This window comes from Anabaena sp. FACHB-83 (assembly GCF_014697485.1).
In the GTDB taxonomy this organism is placed as follows: Bacteria; Cyanobacteriota; Cyanobacteriia; order Cyanobacteriales; family Nostocaceae; genus Nostoc_B.
On record NZ_JACJRY010000085.1, the window covers coordinates 1 to 13,948 of the forward strand.

A 13,948-nucleotide genomic window follows, 5' to 3' on the forward strand; every position below is an offset into this window, starting at 1 on the left:
CCTTTTGTTGTGGCAGAACGAGATAGGACGGAACGAGATCGCTTGCCCATCTGCACCGACTGGGGTAATCATTCCACTTCTTGGTTAATGCGCCACCGATTGGGGTTACGCGCAATACTGACTGATTTGATGGATGGGGTGGAGATTAAGGGCGATGAAGCGAGTATTGAAGCATTAGCAGATTTTTCCAAACGCAATGCACCACATATTAAAGGCATCCTCAACTTGACCATCCCTCTCGATGAGTCTCCGGTGTGGATTTTGAGTCAGTACTTGGGGCAACTGGCTTTAACTACCCAGTCGCGGCGGCCTACCGAGAATGGTCAACGGGTGCGGTATTACCGATTAAGTACTGAGGATGTTGCTTTTGCCCGTCAGGTGTTTGTGTATCGGCAATCACAGAAGGAAGAACGAGAACGGCGGCGGCTGGAGGAAAGTGAATCTCAGGCGGCGTATGCGGCTAGGATGCAGGCTATGTATGGTGTTAATGCCCCGTCCACGCCCCCCATTAATGTAAGTGGAAGTAATAATTGGGAGGGGGTGGACGGACAGGAAAATCCGATTGATTCGTGGTGGCAGCAAGTTAAATCTTATACTGCATTGGTCATGGAACGGGTGAAACATGGTGTGGGAGCAGTCAAAGAATTCCTCTCTAGCCTTAGCAGTGATGAAAGGTGGGGAGTGATGGTGGCTTTTGAGGAATCGGAGCCTGCGATGTTTGGGCAATTGGTGGCGGCGGCTCCCGATTGGGTGCAGTGGATGGCGGATGAATAAATGGTGAAACACCGCGCTAAATTTTGAATTTAGCGGTCTTCAATCGGTGAGCAGGGTGTGGGAATTTTAGAAACTAATTAATAATTTCTCCTTTGTTATTGGCCAACTTTTCACGCCATTTTTGGAGTTCTTCAGGTGTTTGTCTCACCCAATCTGTGACTTCGCCAACAATTTTTAATGGTGCTTGGGAGCGATATGAGCGTGTCGGATTGCCCGGAAATTTTTTGTCTGTAACATTCGGATCATTTTCAAACTCCCCTGTTGGTTCAACGATATAAACACGTTCACGGTTATCGCCTTTTGCTAATGCAGCTGCTAGTCCCGCCCCATTGACAAGGGCTGTGAAATAAATGTGATTCATTTTGAGTTCTCTTTTGTAATTAGAACTGCCCCCTGCTGTCAGCAAATCACCAAGGAGCAAATCGGCTTTCGTCCCATGATAGAAGGGGCCTTTGTCAGAAGGTTTATTCTGAAACGAAGTTGCTAATTCATAATTCTTTTTTGCCTTGTCAGGTGAGCTTAACTCTTCATAGCATTTGGCAATGTTTGAATATAGAGAAGGTATTGCACTCTTAACAGTGTCGTCATTTATTTTTAATGCCAACTGCAAAGCTATTTCGAGCCATTTTAATTTGTCGTCAACATTTTTTTGATATTGAGCTACATAGTGAGCTGAAATAAATTTTTCCAAGTCGTATGTCGCTTCGTTCCAGGCTTCTTGAAACAGTTTACTTGCTTCTTCTGGTTTGCCTTTTTCTTCCATGCCCATACCTTGAAGACAGAGTTTAACAACATTGTTGTTTGGGTTGAATTCCATAATTACTTTGTCTCGTAATGATCGTACGTTAATAACTCTGTTGCTTCTTTTAATACTTGAGTAATTTCAGGTTTGTCAGAACTTATCACATCATCTGGTAAATGCTTGTGGTGTGGAAAAGTAGAAAGATTGGGAAAGTGGGGGGTATTATCATAACGAAAAACTAGGCAACTTCGTTCATCTTGAAAATGGTAACGATAGTCGAGAAATTCTAGCTGATTGCCTGTGATTAATAAAGCTTCATTTATTTCTAACAAATGTGTCTGATTGAAGCGCAGTCTAATTCTTAAATTCGCCCGTTGTGATGTGAGAATTTCTTCTTCATAACGTTCTACATAAACATTCTGACACTAATGATTAAATGCCCATGAAACCCATAGTACGTCTGTTTCTTGGTCTTTGTAAAATATTGCCCATCAACAAGAATACGCTTGTTCGTTTTATAGCTTATTTATCAACCTTTTTTAAAATGAGCTTAATAGCACTCACGATTAACTCTGGTTGATCTATCCAAACAAAATGACCACTTTTTTTAGCATCAATTTGTACACAATCTGTAGATAAATTGAGAATTTTCTTGTGCATTTCCTCTCGTAAATTATTGGCAGCTTTCATAGGTAAAAGCATAGTCCAAACAGAAGGTTGAAAAAAAGTATGCGCTTTGATGCTAACTATAGGCAATGCCGCAAATTTTCTGGTTAACTGTAGTTGACGACTACTATTATTCAGGTTTAAGAGTTCCCGACTCATGGTAATCCAGTGCTTGGGACGGCAGAAAGAACGCTTAATTGGAAAGAGTGCTACTGGCGGAAATTTAATTAATTCTGGCTTGATAATTTCAAATGTACCCACCAATTTGAGTAATCTGATAATGCCCAAGATTGAGCCAAAAATTGACATAATAAAGCCAGAAACAAAAAATAGTTTCAAAGCTTGTAAATAGATAGACATTTTCAGCATATCTGTTTCATGGAGTCCATCAGTAAGTACCATACCTACTACTTTTGAAGGAAAATAATGAGCATATAAACGCACGTTATAACTACCAAAAGAATTGCCCACAAGAATATATGGTGGTGCAATTCCTGCTTGGGTGAGAAGGGTATCTAACTCAGTCACAATTTGCTGACTAGTGCGAGGATGAGGACTATGATTGCTCCATCCATACCCAGCACGATCATATATACAAACCCGTGTCAATTTAGCTATTTCTTGCACGAGTAAATAACCTTCCATTCCGCCTAAACTGTGTTCCAAAATCACAGTAGGGCTAGACTTTCCAGCCGTGTAGAGATGCAAGTGATATCCACCCACATCAATCAATTGTCCTGGCAGAGGTTCTCGATTTTCTCTTAAGCAGGCAATTGCCTGATAAAAAGTTGTAGCTAATAGTAGAAAAATTTCAACAGGAGATGGCATTGTATTCCTTTCGACTGCAATTTTTCGCCTTGCTTTCTGGGCAGCAAAGATTTTTTCTGCTGCTAAATCAATTTCTAGCCTATTTAAAAATGTGGAGTCCAGGGCAGAATTTATCACATATTTCGTCAGTACTTAACAACTGGGTACTTCGTGAAGGCTCAATTGACGAAAACCAAGCTTACTTTCTGGCAAAGTTAGACGGGTCTTGATCTCGTCGGTGCTGAGTCGGAATGGGATCTGGCTGTCCATTACCCACAAGGGCTGCGGTTTTCTCCAGTGATTCTCTCAATCGCTTGGCTGCGTAAATGGACATATCTCGCGGTACATTAATGCGATCGCGCAGATATCGTAGAGCGACATCAGAACCCAATGGAGGTATACATTCAACCCCGGTCATCATGTGTGTTAAAGCACAACGTAAGGCTTGATCAAACAAGCTATCATCTGAGGGGTTAACGCGGATAATATTGACGCGATGCTCAATAGTTCTTTGAAGAGCTTCCATGCGGGAATGTTCTGGTTCTGGATAAGTCACATCTGGTAGTCCGAACCAAGGGCCGCGATCCACCCGTTCTTTATTTAGAAGCATCTGGGTTTCGCCATTTTCCCAACAGCCTCCCATCTGGGGCGGCAAATCATGTACGTGGGTGTGAAAGTCGCTCTGAGTACCGCGATAGGTATCTCGGCTTTCCATTGCCGCAAACCATGCGCTCAAACGAGGGTTTTCCTCTCGCAGTGAGTAGCCCTTGTAGTAGTAAAGGCTGGCATTCATCCGTTCGAGATATGGCGTAAAAATGACATCGACGATGCCGAAGTTCTCTAGAAAATAAGGGCTTGATGTGCGCCCTAGAGCCTCCTCAACCTTAGCCACCACTGTAATAAATTGTTCTCGGTTGCGTTTTTCTTGTTGAGCGGAAATTACCGGATAGCACAGCCAAGCGCACCAAGCTCTAAATAAAAGTCGTTCTAATTGGCGTAGAGGCAGCACCGTGCGTTCTTCCATTCCTTGGTTCAATGGCCCAAAAACCTTTTCCAAAGCGATTAAAATATCATCACTTTCTTTAATAATCTTGCCATCTAGCTCAATTGCCGGGAGCATTCCTGATGCTACCTTACGTTTGTACCAACTTTCTTTCTCCCCGTAGCAGAACATTGTCACTTTTTCGATGCGGTAGGGTATCTGCTTTTCTTCTAGCCATAACCAAACTTTTTGACAGTAAGGACACCAAGCGTGGTTATCGCGGTACAGTGTTAAGCGCACTTCAGATTCCGGCTGACCAAACAAGCGCAACCTAGCTTTAGCATTGGTGAGACCATTAACAGTATCTATTTGATAGTTCGTGAGAGATTCTAGTTCTTGCCAGCTTAAGGGCGCGGTAGTCATAAAGTAAGTTGGGTAGGGCAATACTTAGAGCTTTTCTTGACTCTACAATATTTTGAATTTGGGCTACAACTATATTTGTTAGCTTGTTTCTTGCGAAGATGACTATGGTATGCTTTCGAGCAAATAGTGTTGATAGTCAAAGGTTAGATTTCCCTTAGCCGCGTAATACGCAATACTTATTATACCTTTCAAGCTCACAGTATGGCTAAAACGAAAAAATCAGACAGTATTTCCCAAAAAGCGGTTAGCTCTTCTCCAGATGCGCTATACGTGTTAGAGGTATTTTTAATTGACGGCCCAATTACAGAAGAATTTGCAGCAGACAATCCTGTGGTGTCTCGAACAATTGAGATTAAGGGCAGCAATACTTTAGCCCAACTGCATAAGATCATCTTCAAAGCATTTGATCGAGAAGATGAACATCTGTACGAATTTCAAGTTGGCGGCAGGGGGCCACAAGATCCAAATGCTAGACGCTACTGCTTAAAAGGAGCATTTTCCAGTTCCGACTTGTCACCAACACCTACAGGAGATGTTGCCCATACTACAATTGCGTCTTTGGGTTTATCGATTGATGATGCTTTTGGTTACTGGTTTGATTTTGGTGATGATTGGTGGCACCAGATTGATGTCCAAAGCATTTCAGACAAAGTTCCATCTGGCAAATATCCTAAAATCCGAGAGCGAGTCGGGCCTAGTCCACCTCAGTACGCTGATTTTGAATAACAGAGCAGAGAAAGCTGATTTATTTGAAAAATTACATTGTGAATAAATGTCAGTATGTCAAAACAATTCAAAGATTGGGTATTTCAACTAAATCTGTAACTCCATACTTGTTAGTAAGTAGTTGGTATTAGTTTATAGCGTTTTCCAGGCTACTGAAGTACACTTAAACCTTTTATATCAAAACAAGTAGCTTTAAAAACGTACCTCACTAGATCGAGAAACTCTATATGTTGTTTTCGCAGTTCGTTCAAATACTACCGAAAGATTATTTGCTGGCATTTGGTAAGTCTGCTTGAGAGTTAAATGCTCTGCCTTAGCTGCTGCAACTACATCATCTAAATTTCTCACTCCCCATTCTCGGTTTTGAGCGCGTAAATATTCGTCAAAAGCTGCATTACTTACGGCTGTATGTTCTCCACCCACTTTAAAAGGGCCGTACAAATAGAGGATACCACCCACAGGCAATATCCGACCTGCAAGAGCCATTAGTCCTAAACAAGCTGCCCACGGTGAAATATGAATCATGTTGATATTAACAATGGCGACAATTGGTGAGTTATTTAACAAACCGCTTGCTGTTTGGTTCTCTACTATCCATACTGGTTCTGTGACATCAAGCTCCAAGGGCGGATACACATTTGTACATTTGTAGTGTTCAGTCCATGCCGTAATGCTGGCTCTTGCTTGTGGGTTCACATCTGTTGGTAGCCAGACACAATCTTTGAACTTGTCGGCAAAATAAACTGCGTGTTCGCCTGTACCACTAGCAATTTCTAAAATTGTGCCTCTGTGGGGCAATACCTTTAACAGTATTTCTAAAATCGGTTCGCGGTTGCGCTCGGTGGCTGCTGCGTATTGTCGTGCGTCTTGTGATCTCATTTGTATGATTTTACTGGTTTTTAGTTTAGGCGATCGCCACGAGTAATTGGAAATGTGGAATGCAGGGCGGTATTTGTCAAAAATTCTTCGTATCCTGTCAACTGGGTAGGGCGTAATGGTGCAGAAAAAAAAGAAACAATCGCAGATGTTTTGCCAATTGCTGACTGTGGCTCCTGATTGGGTGGAATGGATGGGGTGAGTTGAGTTGTCGGGTTCTGTTTATCATTCGCTTGTTTTTTCTTGACTAAATAATTTTCTGAAGCAGGCACAAAAAACAGTTAGAATTGAAATTCTGCAAAATTTCCAGATGTGCCTTTGCAGGTTCAGGAGTATTTAGGCGATTATAACTATGATTAAAATTGGCTCACTAGTGCAGTCCTCAAATAATTCTTTGGGGATAGGAAAAGTTATTGAAATTTCTCACAGCAATATTGTTGTTGAATACTTCTGTTCAATAGGGCAACGCTGGCAAAAAACTTTACCCTTACAGTCGCTGTCTCTAGTGAGACTCAAACCTCAAACTCGGTGTTATGTCAAGCTAAAAGACCAAGATAATTGGATAATTGGCAAAATATTTGTTTGGGACGAAGACATCGATAAATATCAAATTGATTTACCTGCTAAGAAGTCTGTAATTACGGCGGAAAAGGAAATTTATGTTCGTTGCAATTTAGAGATAAAAGATCCTATTGAAACTTTAGCTATCAAAGGGCATGAAACACCTTATTTGAACGAAAGAAGGTTGGCTCTAGTTAAATGCTTAGTAAAGCAAAGGGCTGTTAGCCGTGGAATTCCAGGACTAATCTCATCTAATATTCATCTTTATCGCCATCAAGTAGAAGCTATTTGGCGTGTATTAGCACAGCCAAATCAAAGGTACATTTTAGCGGATGAAGTCGGACTGGGAAAAACTATTGAAGCGGGTGTAATCTTGCGCCAGTATCTCCTAGATGAACCTAAAAAAAATGTATTAATCCTGGTGCCAGGAAAGTTATTACAACAATGGAGAAGTGAGTTAGAGAACAAGTTTTATATTTCTCACTTTCCTAAAAGAGTAGTATTACTAGCATCTGAGGATGTAAATAAAATCAATATTCCAACTAATATTGGCTTACTCATAGTTGATGAGGCTCATCATATTGCAGCAATGGCTAAGTCTAAAGATACAAAAGTCCATCAGAATTTTGAAACTCATAAATATCTAGCTCATAGAAGCGAACACTTACTTTTATTATCCGCCAGCCAGATTCTTCAGCATGAACAAGATTTGCTAGTAATGCTGCATCTGCTTGAACCAACAAATTATCAACTGGATGATTTAGAAAGCTTTCATTTAAAAATTCATCATAATAAACTTCTGGCTCAAATTATTTCTGCATTAAAGAATGAATTCAACAATTCCAATATTCAAAATAATTTAGAGCAATTACAAACTTTATTTCCTCAAGATAAATATTTATCAAGTCTAATAGAGGAATGGAAAAGCAGTTTACAGACAGATTCGACTGCTCAAAGAAAAATTATCCCAGAAATTTGTATTTACGTTAGTGAAACATATCGATTACATCGCCAAATAATTTGTAACCGTAGGGCTGACGTAGAAGATGCAATATTGAGTCGTAATCTCACGCCTAAAGAAGAATATGATTTAGATGAGAGATCGCCTGAGATTCATGAACTCATTGAAAAATGGCGTACTATTGCTCCTAACCAGGAAGCTTATCAACGAATTTTTCGGCTTTTGTTCTTGGCATCTGGTACATGGTTAGGCGTTTTAGACCAAGTAATTGCAGCACGTCAAAGCGGGATTCGTCATCCAATGCTTATCAAAGATTTTAATCATGATGATATTAATCTCTTAACGGCAACTCCAAAATTTAAAGGTGAAGAGGAGATTTTGATATCTTTGCGCCAAATTATTAGTCAACCCTCAGAAGACGGAGACCGAATTGAACTTCTAAATATTATCCTTCTCTATCGCTTATCAGAAATTTTTGGTTTACAATCGTTGCGTCATAATATTCCACAACTAAGCGAAAGAATCAAGCAGCGAATTAATCGACCTGTTCCTGGTGATTTTTTCCCTAAAATTTTAATATTTACTGGTTTTGGTCAGACTTGCCTCGAAATATCTCGTGTCCTATCCAAGACTTTTGGTGTAGACAGTGTTGCCATTCATCACTCAGAACAAAATTGGAGAGAAAATGAGAAAAATTTAAATCTATTTTACAGCCAGCCTAATTGCTTTATTTTGATTGGTGATTCTTCTGCACAACAAGGACATAACTTCCAATGTGTTGATTGGGTAATTAATTTTGACCTTCCTTGGATACCTGATGAACTAGAACAAAGAATAGGAAGATTCGACCGGATTGGTCACTCCAAAGATATTGATTTTACTGTGCTAGTTGGTGCTGATCTAGAAGATAGCCTTCATGCAGCTTGGTATCAACTTTTGAAAGATGGATTTTTAATTTTTACCCAGTCAATATCTAGTTACGATTTTATTCAGCAATTATCTATATTAGAGCAAACTTTATTTCAATCAGGAGCTAATGGTTTATTAACACAAGTTGATTTCATCAAAAAAGAAATTGCTCAAGCACAATTAAAAATCAATGCCGAAAACGATTTCAATGAAATTAGCTTCCAAGAAGATGCTAATACATATTTCACAGAATTAGTTAATTACGATAGCCATTATTTAGAAATCAAACGGTCTACCGAAGACTGGATGAATGATATTTTAAAATTTAAATCAATTTATCATCCCACTTTAGCAGATGTGAAGTATTATCAAGCCAGCAAATACACTTTAGTTTCTGTTAATGAATTGACAACTCACTTCGCTAATAGCAATATCAATCAATTTGGCACTTATAATCGCACTATAGCTAACATCAATCCTGGCGTTAAACTTTTTCGCATTGGTGAAAAATTAGTAGATACAATCTCTAGTTATGTTAAATGGGATGACCGTGGTCAAGCTTTTGCTCTCTGGCGACAAGATTTATCCTGGGATAGCAACCAAGGAATGGAATGGTTTGGTTTCCAGTGCAACTATTTAGTTGAATGCAATCTCGAAAAAATCCAGCAAATCTTTACAGATTATCAACTTAGTGATTTTCATTTCAATATTTTGAAACGTCAAGTTGATGCCTTGTTTCCACCATTCATTAGCACTATCTTTATTGATGCTCGTTCTGAAGAATTATCTGATGTTAAAGATGAATTACTCTTAAGCATTTTACAGCGTCCATATCAAAAAGGTAAAGATCCCCATCAAGGACAAGATTATAATCTTGCTAAAGAGCGTTTAGAGATTATTGACAATTTTATTGCTCCCCATAATTGGCATAATCTTTGCTATCAAGTGGCTGACACCTCTAAAATCTTACTTAGCCAACGTCAAGACTTTACTCAACTATGTCAACACTATGCTCAGGTAGCAGAACAGAAATTAACTCATAGAGTAGAGCAATTAAATCTACACCTGCATACACAAACTTGGAATAATGCTCTAGCAGAAGAAGTAAAAATAGAAAGACTTTTAAAATCCGCTATTGTTCAGAGTATTTATCAGCCTGAGCTTCAGCTTGATTCTATTGGTTTCATTGTTATATCTGGGCGGCCTGTTTCTGGGGATATTCAATAAGTGACATACTCCCACACCTCAGCAAGCTGCTTTGTGTGGGCTTCTCACCAAATCCAGCTATCGCTTCGGATACTCGATGAGCTTTAAGAACCGGATGCCCCTCGGCTCTATTTTTTATATTTTTTGCTGCATTATGGTCACGGTCAAGACTGCATCCACAATGGGGACAGTTATGCCATCTTTCATGTAATTTCTTAGGTACTTTCGCACCACAATTAGAACATTCTTGACTCGTCCCAGATGCTTTAACAGGTATTACCAACAAACCAGCATTTTCGGCTTTGTTTATCAGTATTGATAAAAAGCTGCCCCATCCAGCATCATATACAGACTTAGAAAATCTAGACTTTGAAAGTCCTTTGATGTTTAAATCTTCATGTGCAATTACATCATATTTTTTCAGTAAGTTGTTAGCAGTTTTAAAGTGAAAATCTCTGCGCTTGTCAGCAACTTTTTTATGTTGTTTACCTAATTGCTTAACTGCTTTTGTTCTACGATTACTACCCTTCTTTCGTCGTGAAACACGTTTTTGGATAACTCTCAGGCGTTTTTGAGCCTTACGGTAATGTTGAGGAATAGGCACTGTTTCACCATCAGCAGTTGTCAAAAATTCTTTTAATCCCATGTCAATACCAGTTATTGATTCTGGATTAATATCTGGTTTGATTTCTGGAACTGTAGAATCTTCTAGGCTAAGAGTTAAATAATAACCATCTACTTTTTTAGTGACAGAAGCAGTTTTAATTTTGAACCCGTCAGGTAATGGACGATGCAAAATAACTTTTATTTTACCTAGTTTTGGTAAATCAATTAAATTACCTTGCAAACATCCATCTTTCATTTGTGGATATGTGAAAGTGCGGTATCTATTGCGAGGTTTAAAACGTGGTCTACTACTTCTTTTCCCATTACTATCACCTTTGAGAAATCTATCAAAACTTATCTTAACTCGCTTAACCGCATCCTGCAAAACTTGTGAATAGATATCACCATAATGAGGATGAGTTTTCTTAAGCTCAGGTAATGTTTTCTTTTGCGAATAGTAGTCTGGATTGTCTCTTAACTTTGGAAGATGACAAACACTCTTGACAAGCATTAACTGGACAACGATTTTGCTCATACCAATTAAATCTATCAGCCAACAAGTAATTATATTGAGCGCACATCATAGACAGCCATCTGTCTATTTCTGTTGTTTGTTGTTTTGTTGGGCGTAGTCTGTATTGATATGCTGTCCTCATTTGTTTATTACATTGCGTTATGAATATGATAACATAAATATGTTCGCGTTATGTACACAAATGCCAAAAAAAGATTTACACGTTAGATTAAGCGACCGCAGGTTAAACAAAGTCAGGCAGTATGCTGCAAATAAAGATAAAACGGTAACTCAGGTTATTGAAGAATTAATTGATACATTACCTGACCCGAAATAAAATATTTTGCTCGTTTCCTCCATGTTCTCCTTCCTCTCTACGAGACGCTACGCGAACGCTGTCGCATTGGTCGGAGAACTGTCGTCAACTCACTCGCAATTCATCTCAACACCTCCCTCCGGGTAGGTGTGAGGCTTCTTGCTGTTCTAGCTAATTGACGGTTGTACCAATATTGGCAAATCCGCAGCCAATGATTTAACTCTAGCTTCTGGTCAGTGGTTGGAATTACTTTGTACTGGTAGGTGTATTTCATACTATCATTGTATCGCAATCTGCAATACATTATAATCATGACCAGCAAAGAATCTGTGAACATTCGACTCCCAAAACAAGAGAAGGAAATATTAGACCGATATTGCAAAACAGTTGGCAGATCCCAGACGGATGTGATTCGAGAGTTCATTCGTTCATTGCCTGAGAGATAGTTCGTTTTGTCGTTGCTGCTCTCTCTTGCCTTATTGCATTCGGCATCACTCAAACAGCACTCCTCAACTCACGCGCATTCCTCTCACACCAAATCAGAGATTATGCTCTGAGGCTCCTGCTGCTCTAGCTGAACCGTATTGAGTTATCACTACAAGTTTGTAGAGCAATTTCTCCTTTTGACTACGCCAAATTTGAGAGTGAGTATCAACTAGGTACAAATTCAATCCTCTACACCTAAAATTTCTGACCAAATCTTTTGCTACTGACTAATCTCTCATAAGCATCCAGATGAACTACCCAGACCTACTTCGTTGAGGTCTGGGTTTCTGAAACCAGACCAGTAGATTTAGGTTTTTGACGCTTCATTTGTCCTAGTTGCTTCATGCTTCCCGCTTGTTTACGGGTGCGTGAAGTAGAGCCAGTGACATCAGCGTCTACGAAGCTAGTTCCTAGCTCCGTCAGATTAACGCCACTTGCTCCACTTGGGGAGACCCCAAGACCGCAGTGGCTCCCTTTAGCCCAGTAAAGCATTACTTCAGCAGCAGCAATATCACGGTCTTGCACATATCCACAAACGCCACAATCGTGAACTCTAATATCAAGCGTCTTTTTGTGCTGATGACCACATTTTGGGCAAGTTTGACTAGGCTTTACTTTCTTGGTAGGAACTTCCACAAACACACCACCAATTTGCTCTACTTTGTATTTGATGGTACTGCGTAGCATTCCAAAACCTACATCTAGTATTGACTTATTCAAACCTGCTTTTTGCTTTTTGCGTTTACCTTTTTTAGCCTTACTAGTCATGTTTTTGACTTCTAGCTTTTCAGTTGCAACGAAGCTATTACTGCTTACTATTTCTGATGCAACTTGATGTACCCAATTTTGACGCTGATTAGCAACTTTACGAGTTAGCTTACTAACCTTAGATTGGGCTTTTTTCCATCTTCTAGAAGCTTTGATTTTTTTATTTTTATTTGGCGCTTGCTTCCGTCTTTTAGTTTTGGAAGCTTTTTTAATTAGTTGTTCAGAATTCCTCAAGAATTTAGGAGCATCAATTTGTTGATGATTTTCACCATCGGTAATTGATAATGCTGAATTACAACCTAAATCTATCCCAATTGCGCCAACTGGTAGGATTTCAGGTTTAAGAGTTTGGTCTAAGACATCAACCGTAATAGAGGCGTACCATTTACCGTTACGAAAAACGATTGTGCAAGTAGTAGGAGTTCCCCAATACTTAGCCTGTCCTCGCATCTGAACACGCCCAATTTTAAACAAATTCAAATAACCATTTTCACCATCAGACTCTACAGAATAGCCTGATTTAGCTGGATAAGTCCAACCTGAATAATGACGAATTGATTTGAATCGTGGACGCTTACCTAAACCTTTGAACCAACGCTCAAAGGCATAATCAACACGTTTCAAAGTAGCTTGTAGAGATTGAGAATTTATTTCTTTGTACTCTATCCAAACATCTTTGAATGCTGGTAAACAATTCTGTTGCTCGAAATAGCTAACAGAATGATTGAATTTTTGATATTGAGTAAATCTGTTATAAACAGCAGCGTTGTACAAGTCTTTGTGTAACTTTCGGTGATACCTCAAAGACTGTTCTATTTGTTTGTTTGGGTATAACCGAAAAGTCATTCGCCTTGTAGCCACTGATTTATTTGCCTCCTTTTTTGATTTGTTCTATGATATTAGAGTTGATGTATAGGCTTGTCAAGTGGTTCCCAGAAAGGGTTCTCATTCAGTTTTCTCTATTCACCTACATCTTGTGTTTGTGGCCAAGTACAGACGCAAAACAATAACCGCGCCAATTTTGGAACGGTTGCATGAAATATTTGCTAATGTCTGTATCAAAACCAAATGCAGACTAATCGAGTTTTCTGGTGAAATAGACCATGTTCATTTACTAATTGACTTTCATCCTGATAACAATCTATCTGCTCTTGTGGGTAGTCTAAAATCAGCGTCTAGTAGAGTTATCCAAAAAGAATTTTCAGAACATTTATCTACTTTTTATAGAAAACCTGTATTTTGGTCTAGTTCATATTATGTTGCTTCTACTGGTGGCGCACCAATCGAGAGAATCAAGCAATATATACAATCTCAAGAAACACCAGAAGATTGATTGATTACTCCTCATACATACCATTCCCTTATCAACCTTGTGGTTGATTTTGGCCAGGTATGCAATCGTCGTAACCCGCTATTCATCCCTACCTTCAGCGAAGCAAGGTAGGGACTTTCGCGTTATGTTAAAACGCTTCGCTAGTTGCCATTGAAAACTCTCGACATTCAGGAGAAAACCAATGGAAACTCTACAATCCACACTAACCTACGCTATCGAAATCGTTGTTATGAGCTTCGTCACCGTTATTGTGATAGACACAGTTAACAGCGTTCTCGCTCAAGCACATAAA

Annotated in this window: 12 protein-coding genes and 3 pseudogenes; 6 read left to right on the forward strand and 9 right to left on the reverse strand. The window is 39.3% G+C overall.

From position 1 onward, the window contains the following. Positions 1-774 (forward strand): annotated as a pseudogene (locus tag H6G79_RS36490) (bifunctional DNA primase/helicase); the annotation flags it as partial. 73 nt (positions 775-847) lie between these two features. Here H6G79_RS36490 and arr read toward each other — a convergent pair. From arr to H6G79_RS35140, 4 genes and pseudogenes are all read right to left on the reverse strand, one after another. Next, on the reverse strand, positions 848-1,318 hold the full coding sequence (gene arr / locus H6G79_RS37850; RefSeq protein WP_396019831.1) for an NAD(+)--rifampin ADP-ribosyltransferase: 471 nt from the start codon (positions 1,316-1,318) through the stop codon (positions 848-850). 275 nt (positions 1,319-1,593) lie between these two features. After that, positions 1,594-1,929, reverse strand: a pseudogene (tumE, locus tag H6G79_RS37160) (toxin TumE); the annotation flags it as partial. Between the two features lie 109 nt (positions 1,930-2,038). Then, positions 2,039-3,010 (reverse strand): alpha/beta fold hydrolase, encoded by a 972-nt coding sequence (locus H6G79_RS35135; protein WP_190595141.1) that lies wholly within the window; start codon positions 3,008-3,010, stop codon positions 2,039-2,041. Positions 3,011-3,188: 178 nt separating this feature from the next. Continuing rightward, entirely contained in the window at positions 3,189-4,394 is a 1,206-nt protein-coding gene (locus tag H6G79_RS35140; protein WP_190595130.1) for a glutathione S-transferase family protein, read from the reverse strand. 201 nt (positions 4,395-4,595) lie between these two features. Between H6G79_RS35140 and H6G79_RS35145 the strand changes: the two genes are divergently transcribed. After that, a complete protein-coding gene (locus H6G79_RS35145) occupies positions 4,596-5,120 on the forward strand; it encodes a plasmid pRiA4b ORF-3 family protein (RefSeq protein WP_190595131.1) in 525 nt (174 codons plus the stop codon). A gap of 192 nt (positions 5,121-5,312) precedes the next feature. Here the strand turns inward: H6G79_RS35145 and H6G79_RS35150 are convergent, their stop codons facing one another. Both H6G79_RS35150 and H6G79_RS35155 read right to left on the reverse strand, forming a co-directional pair. Next, complete coding sequence (locus H6G79_RS35150) at positions 5,313-5,999, reverse strand: DUF938 domain-containing protein (protein WP_190595132.1); 687 nt, start codon at positions 5,997-5,999, stop codon at positions 5,313-5,315. 20 nt (positions 6,000-6,019) lie between these two features. After that, the gene (locus H6G79_RS35155; RefSeq protein ID WP_190595133.1) at positions 6,020-6,268 is read right to left on the reverse strand and encodes a hypothetical protein; all 249 of its coding nucleotides are present in this window, start codon (positions 6,266-6,268) and stop codon (positions 6,020-6,022) included. 80 nt (positions 6,269-6,348) lie between these two features. Between H6G79_RS35155 and dpdE the strand changes: the two genes are divergently transcribed. Further along, positions 6,349-9,654, forward strand: a complete 3,306-nt coding sequence (gene dpdE / locus H6G79_RS35160; protein WP_190595134.1) for a protein DpdE — start codon at positions 6,349-6,351, stop codon at positions 9,652-9,654. On the opposite strand, the pseudogene H6G79_RS35165 reads toward dpdE, so the two are convergent. Beyond that, positions 9,617-10,895 (reverse strand): annotated as a pseudogene (locus H6G79_RS35165) (RNA-guided endonuclease InsQ/TnpB family protein). The gene dpdE and the pseudogene H6G79_RS35165 sit on opposite strands and share 38 nt — an antisense overlap. Before the next feature lie 39 nt (positions 10,896-10,934). Here H6G79_RS35165 and H6G79_RS35175 point away from each other — a divergent pair. Further along, positions 10,935-11,090, forward strand: a complete 156-nt coding sequence (locus H6G79_RS35175; RefSeq protein WP_190595135.1) for a hypothetical protein — start codon at positions 10,935-10,937, stop codon at positions 11,088-11,090. A 100-nt stretch (positions 11,091-11,190) separates the two neighbouring features. On the opposite strand, the gene H6G79_RS37855 is transcribed toward H6G79_RS35175, so the two are convergent. Further along, positions 11,191-11,406, reverse strand: coding sequence for a helix-turn-helix domain-containing protein (locus tag H6G79_RS37855; protein WP_396019830.1), 216 nt, complete (start codon positions 11,404-11,406; stop codon positions 11,191-11,193). Here H6G79_RS37855 and H6G79_RS35185 point away from each other — a divergent pair. Continuing rightward, positions 11,381-11,515: a ribbon-helix-helix protein, CopG family gene (locus tag H6G79_RS35185; protein WP_190595136.1), complete on the forward strand. Its 135-nt coding sequence runs from the start codon at positions 11,381-11,383 to the stop codon at positions 11,513-11,515. The genes H6G79_RS37855 and H6G79_RS35185 overlap by 26 nt on opposite strands. A 304-nt stretch (positions 11,516-11,819) precedes the next feature. Here H6G79_RS35185 and H6G79_RS35190 read toward each other — a convergent pair whose 3' ends face one another. Then, on the reverse strand, positions 11,820-13,169 hold the full coding sequence (locus H6G79_RS35190; protein ID WP_199331754.1) for an RNA-guided endonuclease TnpB family protein: 1,350 nt from the start codon (positions 13,167-13,169) through the stop codon (positions 11,820-11,822). Positions 13,170-13,248: 79 nt separating this feature from the next. Here H6G79_RS35190 and tnpA point away from each other — a divergent pair, with 79 nt between their 5' ends. After that, positions 13,249-13,656 carry an IS200/IS605 family transposase gene (gene tnpA, locus H6G79_RS35195; RefSeq protein ID WP_190595138.1) on the forward strand — a complete coding sequence of 136 codons (408 nt, stop codon included), beginning with the start codon at positions 13,249-13,251 and terminating at the stop codon, positions 13,654-13,656. The last annotated feature ends 292 nt before the right edge of the window (positions 13,657-13,948 follow it).